Source organism: Flavobacterium sp. EDS (genome assembly GCF_020991525.1).
In the GTDB taxonomy this organism is placed as follows: domain Bacteria; phylum Bacteroidota; class Bacteroidia; order Flavobacteriales; family Flavobacteriaceae; genus Flavobacterium.
This window is the reverse complement of the sequence record NZ_JAJMOZ010000001.1, coordinates 294,216-313,730: the sequence shown is the minus strand read 5'-3', so window position 1 is coordinate 313,730 and position 19,515 is coordinate 294,216. Positions and strand designations below refer to the sequence as shown.

Here is a 19,515-nt window from a genome sequence, read left to right as displayed (position 1 = left end):
ATTTGCAATTCATAATTTATAATAATGTTATCACATAAAGCCAAATATGCTCTTAAAGCATTACTTTATTTAGCGGAGCAAGACGAAAATCACATTTCTAAAACTATAGAAATTGCTGAGGGAGCCAATATTCCTAAAAAGTTTTTAGAGCAAATTTTACTTGATCTAAAACGAGGTCATTTTGTGAGCAGTAAGCAAGGAAAATACGGTGGTTATTATCTTATAAAATCTAAAAACGACATTACCCTAGCCGAAATTCATCGTCTATTTGATGGTGCAATTGCACTTTTACCTTGCGCATCTTTAAACTTTTACGAGCCTTGCTCTGATTGTAAAACCGAATCAGAATGCCACTTAAGACACGGCTTAATGCTTATTCGAGATAAAACTTTACAAGCGATGCAGGGGATTACAATAGCCTCATTAGTAGAAAAATAAAAAAATATATTTTAAATTCTATTAATTATGTAGAATTTATATATATTTGCCAAAAATAAACACACACTAATTAAAACCAACCTTATGAAATCACGTAAAAACCTTGTTGCAAAAACAAGCTGGCTGCAGAGCAGCATCCCAAAACCTATTGTAAAAAACAATAATAGCCTTATTATGTGTATGTGTTAGTAAAAAAAATTTAATTTAAATTCTACTAATTACATATACTTAATATAAAATGAAAAATTCTATAAAAAATACATTTACAGTACTATTAGTTTTAACCTTCTCAGTCACATTTGCACAAAATATCGAAGGCGTTGTTACAAACAGCGAAAACATTCCATTAGAAGCCGCTAACATTGTCATAAAAGGAACAACTTCTAACGCAATTACAGATCAAAATGGAAAATTCACCATTGAATCTAAAGGAAAACTTCCACTAACACTTTTAGTTCAGTATGTAGGATACAAAACTACAGAAATAGAAATTACACAATTACCGATATCTACTCCATTACTAATAACACTAAACGAAGAAAATGCTCTTATAGAAGTAGTAGTTTCCTCAAGACGCCGAATAGAAAGAGCACAAGATGTCCCTATTGCAGTATCTGTTATAACAGGAAAGCAGGCAGAGCAAACTGGTGCTTTTAACGTGAATCGTATTAAAGAACTGGTTCCATCAGTACAACTATATTCATCAAATCCCAGAAATACAGGTATTAATATCCGAAGCCTAGGCTCACCTTTCGGGCTTACTAACGATGGGATCGATCCTGGAGTAGGATTCTATGTTGATGGCGTATATTATGCACGTCCGGCTGCAACAACACTAGATTTTATTGATGTAGAGCAAATCGAAGTATTACGTGGCCCACAAGGATCTTTGTTTGGTAAAAACACTACTTCTGGGGCTTTTAACATTACTACTCGTAAACCAAGTTTTACATCTGGTGCCGATTTTGAAGTTAGTTACGGAAACTATGCTTTTCTGCAAGCCAAAGCTTCGGTTACAGGAGCATTAAGCAGTAAAATAGCGGGCCGATTATCATTCTCAGGTACGCAACGCGATGGTTTAATCGACAACATTGTAACTGGCAGAGCTACAAACACATTAAACAATCAAGGAATTAGAGGGCAATTACTTTATACTCCATCAGAAAATACAAATATCATCCTTGCTGCAGATATTACAACGCAACGTCCTGATGGATATGCACAGGTAGTTGCGGGTGTTGCTCCAACACAAAGAGCTCCTTATCGCCAATTTAATGCAATTACTGCCGATTTAAACTACAAACTTCCAACTCTAAATGCATTTGACCGTAAAATTGATCAAGATACACCATGGCGTTCTGGACAAGATTTAGGAGGTATCTCACTTAATGTTGATACGAAAATTGGAAATGGTACCCTTACTTCTACTACAGCATGGCGTTTTTGGAACTGGGATCCTTCAAATGATAGAGATTTTACAGGATTACAAGTACTTGCAAAATCTCAAAATCCTACTAGACAAACGCAAATAACACAAGAAATTCGTTATGCAGGACAGCTTACATCAAAAATAAGTGGTGTTGTAGGAGTCTTTTTTATTGATCAAACATCACACACAAATGGTACTGAAGAATCTGGAAATGCACAATGGCGATTTTCTCAAAGTTCAACTAGCCCATTATGGAAAACTCAAGGTCTTTTTGAAGGATATGGGATAAAAACTGATGCAAAAATTAGATCATCCAGTGCTGCCGTATTCGGACAGTTAGATTGGGCAATTACAGATCGTTTGCATGTACTTCCGGGTGTACGCTATAATTTTGACAAAAAAGAAGCCGATTATTCTCGTACAACTTACGGAGGGCTTCAAACTACTGATCCAGCATTACTAGCATTGAAAAAATCTGTTTATAACGACCAAGCTTTTACTTCTGACACAGACAATACTGACTTTTCAGGAAACTTAACGGTAACTTATAAAGCTTCAGATAAAATCAATGGATATGCTACTTATGCAAAAAGCTATAAACCAGTAGGTGTAAATGTAGCGGGACTTCCAACTGACTCAAAAGGACAGCCATTACTTGATCTTGCTGTAATTAAACCCGAAAAGGTAAATCATTATGAAATAGGAATTAAAACATCTCCTTTCAAAAATTCAATATTCAACTTAGCATTCTTTAATACAGATATTAAAGACTTTCAAACCAATGTTCAAGCTGCCGAATTGGGTGTAAATCGTGGGTATCTTGCTAACGCAGATAAAGTACGTGTAAGAGGTGCTGAACTAGACGCTAGTTTTATAGTAAACAGCCATCTAACCATAAATGGTGCTGCTACTTATACTGATGGTAAATATGTTAAATTTACCAATGCGCCACTTCCGTTAGAAGAAACTGGAGCCCCAGTAGCATTCAAAGATGTTTCAGGAACGGCTTTACCTGGTGCTTCAAAATGGGCAGGATCATTAGGAGGAGAACTTTCTGATAAAGCAAAGTTCTTCGGAAATGTTGGTAAAGTTTTCGTAGCAATTGATTCTTACGCTCGTTCTGAGTTCTCATCAAGTCCATCTGCATCTAAATATTTAGTTGTTCCGGGTTATGCCATTTTTAATGCTCGTTTAGGTTTCCGTGCATCCGAAGGGCTATCTGTTCAGTTCTGGGGACGTAACATTTTAAACAAAGATTACTACGAGCAATTATTACCTGCAGGAGGAAATACAGGGCAATATGCTGGTGTATTAGGTGATCAAAGAACCTATGGAGTTACTTTAAAATATTCTTTGTAGAACCAAACATAAAAATTAAATATCTATTAACTGGGGTAAGTTTCAAAATAACTTGCTCCAGTTTTTTTATTAAAATTGCATAGATTGTCTAGAAAGGAATGCTAATGAAACGGATTCGCGTTCTATTTTTAATCAAGCCGACAAATCACAAAATCACACCAAAAGCCCATTTATAATCGGCATCATTTGTATATATTCGCAACCTGAATTTATAACAACTGAATGAAATCCTGCAGATTACTTTTTTTACTAGTACTTACAAGTCAAATACTGGCAGGGCAAACCAAAAAAAATATCGACCAACAAACTCTTACCTGGATTAGATATTACAATATAGCACCACTGACAGAAAAATGGTCACTTCATTCCGAATTCGATAACCGAAGCTTCATTAATCCCATTCATGAGAATCTATGGGTTTTAAGAATACAGGGAAGACATAGAGCAACTAAACTTATTGATTTAGGCGGAGGATTTGCTTATTTTCATGTTAATACACAAGATCCTAATAGGAATCCTGATTTTTCTGTCCCAGAATACAGAGGACAACAAGACATTACGATTATAAATGACATCGCCAAAATTACTCTCCACAATCGTTTGCAGCTAGAAGAACGCTTTATTCAAAAAGCAAGCAAAACAGAATTACTGGATAATTTCTCTTTTTCTTTCCGTATTAGATACCGCTTACAATCTACTTTTACGATTTGGGAAAAAGACAAACAAAGCCTTAAAGGAACTATTTCTGATGAAATACTGTTTAATTTTGGAAAAGACAACAAGAAAAACACCTTTGATCAAAATCGAATTTACCTCGCGTTACGCTATCATCCCACCCCAAATATTGGCTTAGAATTAGGCTATTTAAATAGCTTTCAAAGAAGAGCTAGCGGAATCGATTTTTATAACCGAGACATCATGCGTTTTACTATTTATCACAAAATTAATCGCAAAATGTAAATTGTGAAAAATGTTAGATGTTAGATGTTAGATGTTAGATGTTAGATGTTAGATGTTAGATGTTAGATGTTAGATGTTAGATGTTAGATGTTAGATGTTAGATGTTAGATGTTAGATGTTAGATGTTTAAAAATTGGCTAATGCCAATTTTTAACCTTTGTCTCTTTGTCCCTTTGTTACTTTGAGCCTTAGCACCTAAACCTTTAGCCTTTTCTCTTAGATCCTTTTTTGGTCGACGCAAAATTTCCAATTTTATACGATAACGAAAACATCACATAACGTTTTAAAACTGTGTTTTCTTCATCACGAATCGAGGTTGACGAAATTGTTCTCGTTGCACTTTGGTTTTGATTTAAAAGATCATACACTTTTACTTTTACGAACAGTTTTTTATCCAAAACCCCATAAGACAAACTTGTATTCCACAAGAAAAAATATTTCTTGAAATCGCTAGAAATATTAGAGTTGTAAGTATATCCAAAATCATTACCAAAAACCAAATTTTCAGGCCAATATGTTGTTGCTTGTAAATTGATATTATGAATCACATTCGAAGTAGCATCTCTAGAGGAATTCTCATATTTTGTCTCATTATAAGACAAACTATACGATGGAGCAATAGTAAGCAGTTCCCCATATTCGTATGACAGATACACTTTTGGCGTGATTGCCGTAGATTTTGCATTGTATAAAACAGCATTTGTATACCCTTTATCAAAAGCATACGTCCCATTTAATCCCAAGCCGTATCTTAAAACATGAGCATCTTTCTTAATCGATTGATTCCAGTTTCCACCTACAGAAGTACTATAAGTTCCTGAAATGTTTGTATAAGTAGTAGTTCTTTTTCCACTGTCGTCGTAAACAGAAGTCGAAACTACATCATTATTATAAAAATCTGCCCGAGCAAACATACTATAACCTGAACGTGTACGGAAATCAAAATTTCTAAAATTGAAATTAACACTATTTTTTTCTATCGGATTTAAATCTGGATTTCCTATTATAGTATTCAATGGATTGCTCAAATTCAAAACTGGTAATAACTGAATTGAAGTAGGAAGCGAATTAGAATGATCTAACCTAAATGACAAATTTTTAGATTTACTAAACTTATATCTAATTTGGAAATCTCCATAAGACAAAGCATATTTTCTATTTAAATCTGTCGTTTTATCCAAATACAAAGAATGATTATCATAATCAACAACAGCCGTTCTGGAATTCATATTAATGGTAAATTTACTTTTTTGCCAAGTAATTCCAACTTTAGGGCTAAATGTATTTTGTCTTGATGTGATATAATTACTCAATGCTGAATTTAAGTTTGAATACGATTCGGTGTCTGCATCAAAATTGAATGTTTTTTCATCGTTTACTGCACTTACAAAATCCAAATTTGTACCAAATCGCACTCGCAAAGAATCCGTAATAGGCTCTGTATATTCTAAATCTAACGAATAGGAATCATTTACAGTATTCTTTTTAGTATTTTGATTTCTCTCATCATCAGGTTTATTGTCTTTATAAAAAATAGTCTTCGAGCGATTAAAAGCATCCGAATCATTACTTGTATTATTATTCATAAATACAAAATTTAGGTTACGCTTTTTTTTCTCAAAATTCTTATTGAAATTTATAGTATTACCAAAACTATTATTCTCCGTTTCTGAATACGATTTTGAATTACTTTCATTTAAAGACACACCATTTTCATCTTCTGAAAAGCTAAAAGAATCAGCATTATTATTAGAACGTGTTTGCCCCAACTTTGGAGAAACAAAAATATGAATGCTAGGACTGACTTTATATTCTAAATCAAGGTTTACAGTATTTCCTGTGTTTTCATTTCTTGAATTCGATTCAGAACTTGTTACAATATTTCCTGTAGGCAAGAAGCTCGTTTGATCTGATTTGCTTGCATTATTATTAATTGAATTCGAAAAATTATAACTCGCTGAAGCTTCCAAATCTTTTGCCCATTCATCCGAATAATTAAATCCAACCAAACTAGACTGAGTAATTCCTCTACCTCCTCCAGAAGCTCCTATTCCTTTACTATTCCTTCCTCCTCCCATATTATCAAATACTTCATCCATAGAAAACCCCGAAGAATTAATATTATTAGAAGACGCTAAAACACTTATTTTTTGTTTGTTATTAAAAAAATTCATGATAAGACTACTTTCATACCGATCATCAGAGCCATAGCCCCCAAGAATTTTACCAAAGAAACCTTTATTCTTTTTTTCGTCTATCGTTAAGTTAATGCTGGAATAATCCGAAGTAGCTTCTTGCTTCGACAACTCTTCTTTTTTGGTTTTAAAATCAGATACCTGAACTTTTTTTATAATTTCTGCTGGCAAATTTTTCAAAGCAATCGCACCATCTTTATCAAAAAATGGCTTTCCGTTTACCAAAAATTGAGTTACTTGTTTTCCATTTACAGTAACCTTACCTGCATTATCGACATCAACACCTGGCAATTGTTTTAATAAGGTTTCTACATTTGAGTCTGGACGTACTTTATAAGAAGACGCATTAAACTCCAATGTGTCTTTTTTCATTGTTATTGGAGGAGCTTCTGTTTTTATAATTACATTATCTAAGGCATTTACATTTTCTAATAAATATAATTTCCCGTAATCCTTACTTACCAAAAGCCCTTTTTCTTCCTCAAAATAAGGTTGGTACCCCATGTAGTTTATCTTTAAAAAAACTGGTTTATCGTATTTCTTGGTATTTATACTAAAAAAACCATTTTTATCTGTCGTTGCATAATCAATTACAGTTGAATCTTTGGCTGCAGAAAAATAAACTGTAGCAAGTTCTAATGGTAATTGCGTATTTATGTCAACGACTGTACCTTTAATAACAATATCATTCTGAGCGCTAACAGTATAACCTAAACCAAAAAACAATAAAAAGAAGTACAATCTAAACATGAAAGAATTTTTTAATAGTGTAAGACTCAAAAAAACAGCCAAAGGTTTAATCTATTTTTTTGTTAGACAAATAATTTTCTAAACAAAGATAACTTACTAAAGATATAAATATTTCACGATCGCACTTCATTCCATAAAAAAATCCCGATTTCTCGGGATTTCTTTTTATTATTTCTCTCTAATATAAATATCGATTGGTACTCCTGAGAAGTCCCAGTTTTCTCTAATCTTATTTTCAAGATATCTCTTATATGGTTCTTTAACGTATTGTGGCATATTTGCAAAAAACACAAACTGAGGCGTTGGTGTTGGCAACTGCATACAATACTTAATTTTTACATATTTTCCTTTAGTTGCTGGTGGTGGATATGCTTCGATTACCTTCAACATAAATTCATTAAATTTAGATGTAGGTATTCTTTGTTGTCTGTTTTCATAAACCTGAACTGTTGCCTCTAATGCTTTCAACAAACGTTGTTTTGTTAAAGCTGAAACAAAAAGAATTGGCACATCAGTAAAAGGCATTAATTCTTTTTTGATTTTCTCTTCGTAATCACGAGTTGACATAGTATCTTTCTCTACTAAATCCCACTTATTAACTAAGATTACAACCCCTTTACGGTTTTTCTCTGCCAGCCAGAAAATACTCTGATCCTGACCTTCAAATCCACGAGTTGCATCGATAACCAAAATACAGATATCTGCATGCTCAATTGCACGAACTGAACGCATTACTGAGTAAAACTCTAAATCTTCCTTTACTTTAGCTTTACGACGGATTCCCGCAGTATCAACCAAATTAAATTCAAAACCAAAACGGTCAAATTTAGTATCAATCGCATCACGAGTTGTTCCCGCAATATCAGTTACCATAAAACGTTCTTTACCAATTAATGCATTGATAAAACTTGATTTTCCTGCATTAGGACGTCCCACAACCGCAAAACGAGGCAAAACAACCTCTTCCTGAACTGGTTCTGGTTTTACTGGAAAAGATTCAATTAAAGCATCTAATAAATCTCCAGTTCCACTTCCTGAAATACTAGCAAAAGTAAAATACTCACCTAAACCTAGGTTATAAAACTCAATAGCATCTTTCTCACGCATGGCATTATCTACCTTATTTACGGCCAATAAAACTGGCTTAGTAACTTTACGTAACAAACGAGCAACAATATCATCCATTGGAGTGATGCCTTCTTCAACATCAACTACAAAAATAATTACATCAGCTTCGTCAATAGCTAATTCTACTTGTTTGCGGATCTCTCCTTCAAATACGTCATCACTTCCGCGAACATATCCTCCAGTATCAATTACAGAAAATTCTTTTCCGTTCCACTCGCTTTTACCATAGTTTCTATCACGGGTCACTCCCGAAACTGAATCTACAATAGCTTCTCTTCTTTGTATCAGCCTATTAAAAAGGGTTGATTTCCCTACATTAGGTCTTCCTACTATCGCAACAATGTTATTCATTTTTTTTTGTTTTAGTCCCGATAGCTATCGGGATCAGATTTTAGATTTCAAATTCTCAGTCTCCTAAAAGCCTAATCACTTGTAATCCAAAATACTTTATTTTAATTTTTTGCAAAGGTAGTTAAAAAAGTGGCTAAGTCACTAAGTTTCTAAGTACCTATGTTTTTTATCTTTTCGGAGCTATCCCTACAGGCTAAAATCCAGTTTTCAATTTTATTCTAAACATTACATTTTCAAACCTGAAACTTGAAACAAACTAACAATTAAACAAAAACTATTGGTTATACCCAAAACGTTTTAGCATATTAGCATTACTTCTCCAGTTTTTATTCACTTTTACATATAGTTCGATGTGAATTTGTTTTCCGAAGAATTTCTCCAAATCGGCACGAGCTTCTGTTCCTACCTTTTTCAAAGCAGCTCCTTTATGCCCGATGATAATTCCTTTTTGTGTATCGCGCTCCACCATAATCAAAGAACGAATACGGATGATATTCTCATCTTCAAAAAATTCTTCGGTTACAATTTCTACTGCGTATGGTATTTCTTTGCTGTAATTCAACAAGATTTTTTCACGGATAGTTTCATTTACAAAGAAACGCTCAGGCTTGTCTGTCAATTGATCTTTTGGATAATATGCTGGCGATTCTGGTAATAATTCGATAATTCTTCCAAAAACCTCAGGCACATTAAAATTCTGTAATGCCGAAATTGGAAAAATCTCTGCATTAGGAACTTTTTCAGTCCAAAAAGCTACTTGCTCTTCTAATTGTTCCTGATTTGAATTATCGATTTTATTCAATAACAACAATACTGGAATTTTAGCATGGATGATTTTATTAAAGAAAGCTTCATCCTTAAGTTCCTGCTCCCCTATCTCAACCATATAAACTAGGATATCAGCATCTTCAAAAGCCGATTTTACAAAGTTCATCATCGATTCCTGCATTTCGTATGCTGGTTTGATGATTCCAGGAGTATCAGATAAGATTAACTGAAAATCTTCTCCATTTACGATTCCTAGGATTCTATGACGTGTAGTTTGTGCTTTAGATGTAATGATTGACAATCGTTCTCCAACGAAAGCATTCATAAGTGTTGATTTTCCAACGTTTGGATTTCCGATAATGTTTACGAAACCTGCTTTATGTGACATTTGTGTACTATTTATTCTGCAAAGGTAGTTATATCAAGCCAATACAGAAAATAAAAACATTTTTTTAATTTTTTGTTGAAATATCCAATAATTGGTTATACCTTTGCACCCGAAACAACGCGGGATAGAGCAGTAGGCAGCTCGTCGGGCTCATAACCCGAAGGTCACAGGTTCGAGTCCTGTTCCCGCTACTAAGACAAAGCTTCAGAGAAATCTGGAGCTTTTTTTATGCAGTAATTTTTTCGTCTGTCATCCTGAGCGAAGTCGAAGGAACGCAAAGATAATTACGCAAGAAATTCATAGAAAGTAACTCTTGCTTAATTGCTTTAGATTGTGGGTGCGAAGTCAGGAGACATTGCGCCATTTTAAACAAATATAATTGAAAAACCGAAACCTCATAAAATCTCTGACTTTAAAACTAATTTTCTCAGAATATTGTTTCATGAATGCAAAAATCAAGGTAATAAAAGAACTAAACATAAAAAGTCTTGAGACTTTTATCAGGTTTGCAATTTATAAGAAACAAAAAAATTACGCAAAGTCAGAAACATTTGCGTAGCTTTTCATAAGCAACATTTCAGAAAGCAGGTTCACTTGCTTGTCAACTAGTTTTTAATTTGTTGTATATTAAAAATCTGGAGCTTTCTTCATTTATATTAAGTTTCAAACAATTAAGCTATTTCGATTGCTGGTGCGAAGTCAGGAGATGTTCGCCAGCTTTTCATAAGAACTCTTCGGGATTCGGGTTTTGGGATTAAATTAAGCCTATTCTTCGGATTTGCCAAATCTCCCAAATACAATAGTAACTTTCCATTAGGCCAAATGCCCAAATCAGTTGTAGTAGCTGTTAGGCGCTGGCTTTTATCTATTTAGTTCAGTTTTGACTTCGTTAAATTTTAAATAATTTATTTCTGTATTCCTTTTAGGAAACCCTTTTACTAAAATTTCATTTGCAGAAGTTCCACATAATTCTAAATTATTTCTTTTTGCATAGTCAAACATATCCTTTAATTTCTTTTGATTTTTTTCAATAAATAATTTTGTTGGAAGCGAGTCAATGGAATATATAGTTTGATTTTTAAGATAATTATAATTGTGATTTAGATAGATTTCTATGGTATCATTTAATTTTCTGTAAAATCTATCTTGTTCAGATACTAATTTCAAAACATCTTTATTTTTATTATAATAGACTGTTTTATATTGATTGTTATTTGTATTAGAATAAAAATCTATTATGCCAAAATCACTAATTCTATCATTTTTATCCAATTTTAGCTTTTCATAATTAGCAATGTAATTTATTAGATTCCAATCATTTTCATCTGTTTTCACATGAAGGATTGAATCTAATTTTAGATTTTCATTTAAACTGCTTAAACCGTTTTTTTCTCTTTGTACGTTAAGCTTATTAATTAATGATTCTCTCTCATGATTTTGACAAGAGAAAAAAAGAATAGAAATTATTATAAGATATTTTAGTTTGCTCATTTTTTATTTGCTTGCTCCTAACGTTCTGGTACTACAACGGGTTTGGGATTAAAAATGCGTAATCTTTCGGTTATGCCAAAACTTCCAAATACAAAACCAACTTCTCATTAAGCCCAATTACCCAAATCAGTTGCAGTAGCTGTTATTTGATGTTTTTAATTTATAAGTTCTGCTGGAACATAATTTATCGGATTCCAATCAAATTTGCCAATCCAAGATGAATTTGGCAAATAGTCTAAAACATCAATATCGTCGAATCCATTTATATATTCTTTCTTATCGAAATCTACAAAAAAAGTCATTCTTGAATATTCTTCTGCGTAGTTCTCCATTATGTTTTTTACTTCAGCAATTGAGATTTTATCTTCAGCAATTGATTCAAGATATTTATCAATTTTATCCTCGGCTACTATGTAAACTCCATTTCTAAAATTGAATGGATCATCTGTTAATATTGAAGGATCATTTTTTACATAATCAAGAATCCACCAAGCAATAGGCATAATATAAAAGTGATAATCATCTTTATATTTTATACATCCAAGAATATAGTTTTCTTCTAATCTTTCTTTTATCGATTTCATTTGATTGCTTCTTATTTAGCAGTATGTTTCTGCAAATATCAGATAACTTATTTATATGTGTGACAAAATCACACAAAGCCATCCAAATTTGCGTAGATATGTGTGATAAATTTTACACATTATTTATCTTCAAATATATAGTTTTTTCACTACAAACTATTAAAGTGGCTTTAAATTGGATTGATCCTTTTGGCACTTATATGAGTGGTAATGCAAACAAAAACCAGAGAAAAAATCAAGATGCAAATGCTAAAATACTGTAATAATCCAAGATAATCTGGTTAGATAATTGAATGCTTCCCACTACTAAGACAAAAGCTTCAGAGAAATCTGAAGCTTTTTTGTTTTCGACTACTTTGAAGCACTTTGTATTCACGAGCAGGACGCTAGCGTCAGCAGGGAAGTAAATCATATCAAATTCGAAACCAACTTTCCATTAAGCCAATTGCTAAATTCGTTATTATATCTGTTTTAGATATTTTTCTTTTAATCTATAGTTATCATTTTCAATTTAGTCCCTTCTGTATAAAACATCTTATCTTCTTTAATACAATACGTTGAACCAACTTCTCTTCCTACTAAAAAGTATTCTTTGGTATTAATGTTCAAAAAATAAAATTTATTATAATAAACCTCTACTATGAAATTTTTAATATTGTATAACCCTTGACAATGATAAGTATCCTTTAAAATATTGGTTTCAATTCTAATTTCTTTTTCGAATTTATTATTATCTAATTCTCGAATAACTACTTCGTCATGTAGCCTATAGACTATTTTGTTATTATCAGAATTAAATCTATGTCCATTTCCGCATTCGTCAATTCGGTAAGAAAAAATTAATTGGGGATTATTAAAATCACTGACTTCAAATACTGAATAATTTCCTCTTGGACTATTATCATCCTTATTAAAATAAATAAAACCTAGTTTTTTATTATCTGATGATAGAAAAAGACTGAACACATAGTTATCCATTACACGATTATATGAGAAATCATCACTTTCAAAAAAAATGTCAAAAAACTCGAATAGCTTATGTTCTTTAAAATTTTCAATATCAAATATTATATAGTTTTGATCACAATAAAATTCAACTCTTTTTTGAACATCATCTTCAATCTTTTTTATGACGTTTCCATTTGGGGCAATTTCTATATGCCAATCGCCTCCTTCAATTGTCAGGTGTAAATAAAAATTATTATTTGATAAAGAATTAAACTTATTTACTTTACATAAAATTTTATCATTAAGATAGAGAGAACGGGAATAATAATCATTTGAAGATTTATTAACATTATTAAAAAGATTAAAATCTTTTGGATTTCCGTGAAAATCATTTAACGAAATAATATCGACAAAATCTCCATTTTCAATATCAAAAACTTTTAAAAACAACCTACATAAGTTATCAACTGTAACTAAAGCAATTTGATGTTTGAAATTAATTAAATCCATTCCAATTATGTTTTCATTACTAATTAGAATTTTTGTATTAAAACAGTTTAAGTTTAGATTCATTTTTTAATTTTATTTTGTTTCTCTAAAATATATCAACGCCCATTTGATACATCAAGTTTGAGATTAAACTAAAGCTCATTATTTAGATTTACCAAAACATCCAAATACAAAACCAACTTTCCATTAAGCCAATTGCCTAAATCCGCTGTAGTAGCTAATAAACTAAACCTTCAGTAGCCAGTATCGAGTTCGAGTCCTACTCCACTACTAAGACAAAAGCTTCAGAGAAATTTGAAGCTTTTTTTGTTTTTAAAGATTTTCAATTTCAAATTTCTCAATAAACTTATCTATTATTTCATTTAATTTCGTTCGTAAATTAGAATTTTCAGTGATTACCTCTATTCGATAACTTCCATAAGTTATTTTAGTATTAATTTTCATATCAGTGCTCCATCCAATTTCAAGCAACTCCTTTATCATATCAGGTAACAATTCATCCCATTCTTTTTCTTTTGGCAAATTCAATCTATTTAGTTTTATATAAAGATTTATTTCGCCTTGCGCTTTCAATTCCTTGCTTAACAATGAGATTTTATTGTCGTTTTCGATTTGCATTTTTATATTCTTTTTGAATTGTTTATTCACTCTTCAATATTTTATTTTAACCTCTCTAAGAAGCTAAATTTAGTATATGTAAAGTATCAAAAATATTAATAAAAAATTGTATAAAATAAAGACTAATAAATAATTTGGTTAGATAATTGAATGCTTCCCGCTACTAAGGCAAAGCTTCAGAGAAATCTTAAGCTTTTTTGTTTTATTTAGGCATAAAAAATAATGTCTGATTCCGATTATGGGCGCAAAAGTCGAATACATCCGTCAGCTTTTCACAAGAACACTTTATACTTACAAATTACAGGTCCTTATGATCATGATTTATTTCACGCATCTTATCCAGCAACTCCATTTCATCTTCAGGAAGAAGCTGTAAAGCGATTTCAAGTAAGATTATTAAATCAATTGTAACATCAGAGGAAATATCTTTTTTAAGTAAGCTAATACATGTTTTAAGCAAAGAGGAAACGGTTAGATTTAATTCATAATAAGAAGATAATTTTATTGGTACGCTAAACGAATTATTTTCAGCATCGGGTTCTAGTTTTGTGAAATAGTTCATTTTACTCATTAATTCTAAAATAGTTGTGGCTAATTCTTTTTGTTGCGTTTCCATAGTTTCAATTTTTAATACTCTTGTATTTTATACTCTACATTGAATTTATTACTACATTTTTAGTACGATTAAACAAATATACACAAAAAACAGACTTATTTGACTGGATATATACGTTCCTGTTTTTTCAGCTACTTAATTATAATTTTCAAGTCTTAATAATATGTGATGAGAAAAACTGAAGTACCACAATCTGTGAAGATTGTTGGAAATAACATAAAAGAGATTATTAAAGAGAAAAATCTTAAAGTACGTAATGTAGCTCACGATGCAGATTTAGATATTGAAGCATTAAGAAGATACATGTTAGGCAAACAAATTATGGGTATTGATAAACTTATACGCATCAGCAAAGCTTTAAATGTCGATATCTCAGAACTGTTTCGCAAAATATAATTCATTTAAATTTTAACCCAGTTGCATGGATATACACAATAACAGAGCGAAAAGTCACAGATTCGAGTCTTATTCCTGCTACTAAAATAAAAAAGCTTCAGATTTCTCTGAAGCTTTTTTAGTAGCTATCTTTCTTTAGAGCTCTCTTTACTATCATCGCGCTACGTTCACGAGCGAGACGCTATCGCCAGCAGGAGTTTTTATTTATTCAACTCTTTTTCAATTTCTTTAATAAGTTCAATTGTTAGTGGTTTTGTATTTTTGTCGTAAACTCTTATATTATTATTACCTAGTTTGACAAGAAATTCAATTGTCTTCTTAAATTTTGGGTCTGAGTATAACTCTTTTTCTGGTTTATCTGCATTTTCTATCATTTTATCAAAACACTTAAACAGAAAATCATTATAATATTTATCGACTTCGTTAATTGCCGGTACAAATATTTGGTAATAATTTAAGATTTTCTGTTTTAATTTTTCGTCTTCAATATAGCCAATTTTACCACTTGACTTAAAACCTTCATAATTACCAATATTCATTTTTGGTCCATGTGAATAAATTGGGAAATCAACTTTATTTTTAGACTTATAAATACTGTCAAGTTCGAAAGTCGTTAGTGCTAAAATTTTTTCATAGCTTATGTTTGACTTTTTGTATGCTTCCTTTTCAATGTCGATGTTTTTTACATCATTTTGTAAATCATTCTTTAAATTTTCAAGAAATACCGTCACTTCTTCTTGTTGATGTTTGTGTTCGCTCCAGCTGTGTAGCGATATTGAAAGTGTTACAGCAAAAACGATTATAAAAATTTCTATAATAATTTCCTTCACTTTCTCACCAAATGTATGTTTTGAATTTTTCACAGTTTTATAAATTTTTCCTGAATGTTTCGTTATTTCTTCTTGCATCTTTTTTTATTAAAATATCTTTCTATTATTTTATTGAGATTTCTTTACTTTTAGTCACTTTAGGAATATAAATAAGATAATCATACCCCTTTATAACTCTCGATAAGTACGCATCATCTAGTTTCAGCTTGTTTTCTAGAATAGATTTCTTTAAAGGTCTTAAATCATAACAATACCATTGTTCCTCTTTTTGTACATTTAAAAAAGATTTAAAACTAGTGTCATCACTTTCGTCTTCTCCTTTTCCGATAAGCATTATATGCAACGATTTCCTAAAACTTGCCTCTTCAATATTAAGAACTAAACTACCAATATCATATATATCAGTTTTCATTAATATGGTTTCCCCTTTTGGTAAATGGACCGCACCAAATTTGAAAAGATTTTTTTTGTCTTTCCAATTAGGCATTTGGTTTAGCAAGATGCTTTTCATCAGTTGAATTCTTAAGGGATGATTTCTATTAATATAAATCTCTCTACTTAACTTTAATGCCTCAATTTGTTTTCGCTCATTATCAGAAAGTTTTAGCTTCAACAACGAATCTATTTTTTGAAGACAATCTTCGGATAATAAGTAGAATTTTTCAAACCCCTCTTTAGACGCAGCTAGTTTGGAATTATGAAGCATTTGCTCATAGATCTCAATTACTTTTTTATTTTTCGAAGTTTCTTTTAAAGTTGAAATTATCATTTGATCTGCAAAAAGGCTAATTTGCTCGGCACCATATATTTTGGTATTACGTTTAACTAAATCCTTAAACAAATTAAATTCGGGTTCATACTCTAAAAAAGAAAAGTTTGTACTATATTTTTTTACAAAAAAATCAAGCTGTTCGGGAGATAGAGTTTTAATTTTTTTTTCGATTATATCTACTGAATAAGGATCTACCTCAAGAAAATAGTTGTCGAACTTTACCTCATTGATAATAGCATTTGTGAAATAAGGTATTTCGTTTGTAAAATGAGATTCTCCCAACAAAACCGAATTAGATTGTTTTATTTCGTCTAACAAAACATCCCATCCTTTTCCTTGAAATGAAATGTTTTTATCATTTTGGAAAGGAAAAGCATTCTTTTGAACTAAACTGTCAAGTAATCTGTTTTGAGCATAATTAAAATTTGTAATGAATAATGTAAGAAGTAAGAGTATTATTTTTTTCATTTTTGTATTAACTTTTTTTTTGGTTTATTTTTTTTTGGTTTATTTTTATTTGGTTTATTTTTTATTATTTAAGGTTCCCGAAAATTGCCTCCAACTAATTTATACGTATGACAAAACCACAGAAAACGCCCCAAATTAGGGCAGATATATGTGATAAGTATTACACATTATTTATTTTCAAATATATAATTTTTACATTATAAATTATTCAAAAGAACTTTTATTTAGCTGGATGTTTTTGATACTTACGTGAATGTGGATATGCAAACAAAAAAATTGCGCAAATGTCTCTATGACCTTTGCGCAATTTTTCATGTAAGCACTTTGAAGAACAACGGCACTACCAAATTGTGATTCTATCTTTCTTCGGCAAGAACATTTTATCACCAGATTGTACATCAAATGCTTCGTAAAAAGGTGTCGTATTCATTAGAGGGCCATTCACACGCCAATTTGGTGGAGAATGTGGATTATTGTTAATCCATAAACGCAGGTACTCGTCTTTCATTTTTACTCTCCATATTCTAGCTAAAGAAATAAAGAAACGTTGATCTGGAGTAAAACCGTCAATTTTTGTATTCCCTTGTCCTTCTTTGGTCATTTTAAAAGCATCATATGCAACTGCTATTCCAGCAATATCTGCCGTATTTTCGCCAACTGTCATCGCTCCATTAATGTGTAAATCACCTAAAACGGTATAGGTATTATACAAATTGATAACCTGTTGTATTCTTGATTTAAACTTTGCATAATCCTCTTTTGTCCACCAGCTTTTTAAATTTCCATCTTTGTCATATTGAGCACCCTGATCATCAAAAGTATGGGTTATTTCGTGGCCTATAACCATTCCTATACCTCCATAGTTAAGTGCATCATCTGCATTATTATCAAAATATGGGGGCTGTAAAATACCTGCAGGAAAAACAATTTCATTTGCAGTTGGGTTATTATAGGCTGTAACTGTTGGAACTGTAGTATACCATTCTGATTTATCGACAGGTTTATCCAATTTTGCCAATTGAAATTGATATGCCGCTTTAGCAGCCGAAACCATATTCTCAAAATAGGCATCTCTAGCTATATGTACATTGCTATAGTCTTTCCATTTATCTGGATATCCTATTTTTTTGGTCATGGCAAACAATTTTTCTTTCGCTTTTTGTTTGGTACTTTGGCTCATCCATTCCAATTTATCAATTCTTTTGGCATATGCTTTTTGCAAATTATTCACGAGGATCAACATCCGTTTTTTTGCATCTTCTGAAAAATATTTCTTTACATACAATTCACCCAACGCATCGCCTAAGTAAGCATCAAGAACACTAGCCATTTTTTCGCCACGTGATTTTTGAACAGCTTGACCAGAAAGCACTTTAGTATACTCAAATGACGCATCTACAAAAGGTTTGCTTAAATCTTCTGCATATCTCTCTATAGAATTTGCTTTCAAATAAATTTTCCAATTATTAATAGGAATGGTTTTTAATAGCTTATTAAGGGCGTCATAATAAGCAGGTTGACCTACATTAATAGAATCGGTTTGCGCTCCTAAATTTTTTAAAAAAGCAGTCCAGCCTATGTTGGGATGTCTTTTTACAAGATCTGCCACAGCCATTTTATTATAATTTGCTTGTACATCTCGAAGTTCAACTTTTGTTTTATGCGAAATGGCGAGTTGTTTGTCAATATCATAAACCAAATTAGCATTCTTTTTAGCCTCGTTGGTATTGCTTCCTGTTTGTTGAAATAATGCAGTAAGGTATTTTTTGTATGCCTCCTGTATGGCAATAGTTGGCGAATCTGATTTGAAATAATAGTCCCTATCAGGTAAACCGATACCCGTTTGATAGATTTGGGCAATGTTCATACTGCTGTTTTTATCATCAGGTGACACTCCAAAACCTATAATAGAAGAATTGTCTACTTTTACTTCATTAACTACAAAATTCATTAAGGACGGTAAATCGCTAATTGCTTCAATTTTGGCAAGTAAGGGCTTTATTGGTGTATAACCGCGTTTGTCAACAGTAACCGTATCCATTCCTGATGCATAAAAGTCTCCTACCTTTTGTGCTATACTTCCTGCTGGATTCTTGCTTTGCGAAATACTGTCTAATATTCCTTGCAGGCGCATACGTTGCGGGTAATTCATAAACATATAGACACCAACTCCGGCCTGAGATGCAGGTATTGGTATAGAGTCGTACCATTTCCCATTTACATATTTAAAAAAATCATCACCTGGTCGCAATGTGGAATCTATTCCAGTGATAGCAATGTTTTTTTTTCCTTGATGTTTTGAGCATGCTGTAAAAGCTAAGAATGCAACGAAGAGTGGTATTAATGAATTTTTCATAGTTTAGATGATTTCTATTAAAAATGAACTGAAAAATATTTGAAAGCAGGCATTTTAAAATGTATACAACTGGTATAGTTAAATTTAGCAGAACAATATACGAATTCAGTTTTTAATTCTAAAGTCTTTGTTAGAATTACTATTTATAAAAACGCTAATT

General features: G+C 31.6%; 16 protein-coding genes and 1 tRNA gene. 5 read left to right on the top strand and 12 right to left on the bottom strand.

What is annotated here, in order from left to right:
* The first annotated feature begins 24 nt into the window (after positions 1–24).
* The 3 genes from LPB87_RS01380 (at position 25) to LPB87_RS01370 (ending at position 4,186) form a co-directional block, all read left to right on the top strand.
* Positions 25–438, top strand: coding sequence for an Rrf2 family transcriptional regulator (locus LPB87_RS01380; RefSeq protein WP_035619335.1), 414 nt, complete (start codon positions 25–27; stop codon positions 436–438).
* A 238-nt stretch (positions 439–676) separates the two neighbouring features.
* Positions 677–3,226 (top strand): TonB-dependent receptor, encoded by a 2,550-nt coding sequence (locus tag LPB87_RS01375; RefSeq protein WP_230604539.1) that lies wholly within the window; start codon positions 677–679, stop codon positions 3,224–3,226.
* A gap of 222 nt (positions 3,227–3,448) precedes the next feature.
* Entirely contained in the window at positions 3,449–4,186 is a 738-nt protein-coding gene (locus tag LPB87_RS01370; RefSeq protein WP_230604537.1) for a DUF2490 domain-containing protein, read from the top strand.
* A 203-nt stretch (positions 4,187–4,389) separates the two neighbouring features.
* On the opposite strand, the gene LPB87_RS01365 is transcribed toward LPB87_RS01370, so the two are convergent.
* The 3 genes from LPB87_RS01365 to era form a co-directional block, all read right to left on the bottom strand.
* Complete coding sequence (locus tag LPB87_RS01365) at positions 4,390–7,131, bottom strand: outer membrane beta-barrel protein (RefSeq protein ID WP_230604535.1); 2,742 nt, start codon at positions 7,129–7,131, stop codon at positions 4,390–4,392.
* A 168-nt stretch (positions 7,132–7,299) separates the two neighbouring features.
* Entirely contained in the window at positions 7,300–8,610 is a 1,311-nt protein-coding gene (gene der, locus LPB87_RS01360; protein WP_129537396.1) for a ribosome biogenesis GTPase Der, read from the bottom strand.
* Between the two features lie 274 nt (positions 8,611–8,884).
* Positions 8,885–9,766 carry a GTPase Era gene (gene era, locus LPB87_RS01355; protein WP_230604533.1) on the bottom strand — a complete coding sequence of 294 codons (882 nt, stop codon included), beginning with the start codon at positions 9,764–9,766 and terminating at the stop codon, positions 8,885–8,887.
* 118 nt (positions 9,767–9,884) lie between these two features.
* Between era and LPB87_RS01350 the strand changes: the two genes are divergently transcribed.
* Positions 9,885–9,957 (top strand) — tRNA-Met (locus LPB87_RS01350).
* Between the two features lie 35 nt (positions 9,958–9,992).
* Here LPB87_RS01350 and LPB87_RS01345 read toward each other — a convergent pair.
* The 6 genes from LPB87_RS01345 to LPB87_RS01320 all read right to left on the bottom strand — a co-directional run bounded on the left by LPB87_RS01345 (position 9,993) and on the right by LPB87_RS01320 (position 14,533).
* Positions 9,993–10,130, bottom strand: coding sequence for a hypothetical protein (locus LPB87_RS01345; protein ID WP_230604530.1), 138 nt, complete (start codon positions 10,128–10,130; stop codon positions 9,993–9,995).
* A gap of 497 nt (positions 10,131–10,627) precedes the next feature.
* Complete coding sequence (locus tag LPB87_RS01340) at positions 10,628–11,257, bottom strand: hypothetical protein (RefSeq protein WP_230604527.1); 630 nt, start codon at positions 11,255–11,257, stop codon at positions 10,628–10,630.
* Between the two features lie 155 nt (positions 11,258–11,412).
* Positions 11,413–11,841, bottom strand: a complete 429-nt coding sequence (locus tag LPB87_RS01335; RefSeq protein WP_230604526.1) for a hypothetical protein — start codon at positions 11,839–11,841, stop codon at positions 11,413–11,415.
* A gap of 486 nt (positions 11,842–12,327) precedes the next feature.
* Positions 12,328–13,299: a hypothetical protein gene (locus LPB87_RS01330; protein ID WP_230604525.1), complete on the bottom strand. Its 972-nt coding sequence runs from the start codon at positions 13,297–13,299 to the stop codon at positions 12,328–12,330.
* A gap of 312 nt (positions 13,300–13,611) precedes the next feature.
* Positions 13,612–13,947, bottom strand: a complete 336-nt coding sequence (locus LPB87_RS01325; protein WP_230604523.1) for a hypothetical protein — start codon at positions 13,945–13,947, stop codon at positions 13,612–13,614.
* A 268-nt stretch (positions 13,948–14,215) separates the two neighbouring features.
* On the bottom strand, positions 14,216–14,533 hold the full coding sequence (locus tag LPB87_RS01320; RefSeq protein WP_230604521.1) for a hypothetical protein: 318 nt from the start codon (positions 14,531–14,533) through the stop codon (positions 14,216–14,218).
* Positions 14,534–14,701: 168 nt separating this feature from the next.
* Here LPB87_RS01320 and LPB87_RS01315 point away from each other — a divergent pair, with 168 nt between their 5' ends.
* Positions 14,702–14,929, top strand: a complete 228-nt coding sequence (locus LPB87_RS01315; protein ID WP_230604519.1) for a helix-turn-helix transcriptional regulator — start codon at positions 14,702–14,704, stop codon at positions 14,927–14,929.
* A gap of 200 nt (positions 14,930–15,129) precedes the next feature.
* Here the strand turns inward: LPB87_RS01315 and LPB87_RS01310 are convergent, their stop codons facing one another.
* The 3 genes from LPB87_RS01310 to LPB87_RS01300 form a co-directional block, all read right to left on the bottom strand.
* Positions 15,130–15,837, bottom strand: a complete 708-nt coding sequence (locus LPB87_RS01310) for a DUF6090 family protein (protein ID WP_230604517.1) — start codon at positions 15,835–15,837, stop codon at positions 15,130–15,132.
* Between the two features lie 25 nt (positions 15,838–15,862).
* Positions 15,863–16,999, bottom strand: coding sequence for a hypothetical protein (locus LPB87_RS01305; protein ID WP_230604515.1), 1,137 nt, complete (start codon positions 16,997–16,999; stop codon positions 15,863–15,865).
* A 340-nt stretch (positions 17,000–17,339) separates the two neighbouring features.
* Positions 17,340–19,355, bottom strand: coding sequence for a M13 family metallopeptidase (locus LPB87_RS01300; RefSeq protein ID WP_230604514.1), 2,016 nt, complete (start codon positions 19,353–19,355; stop codon positions 17,340–17,342).
* Between the last annotated feature and the right edge of the window lie 160 nt (positions 19,356–19,515).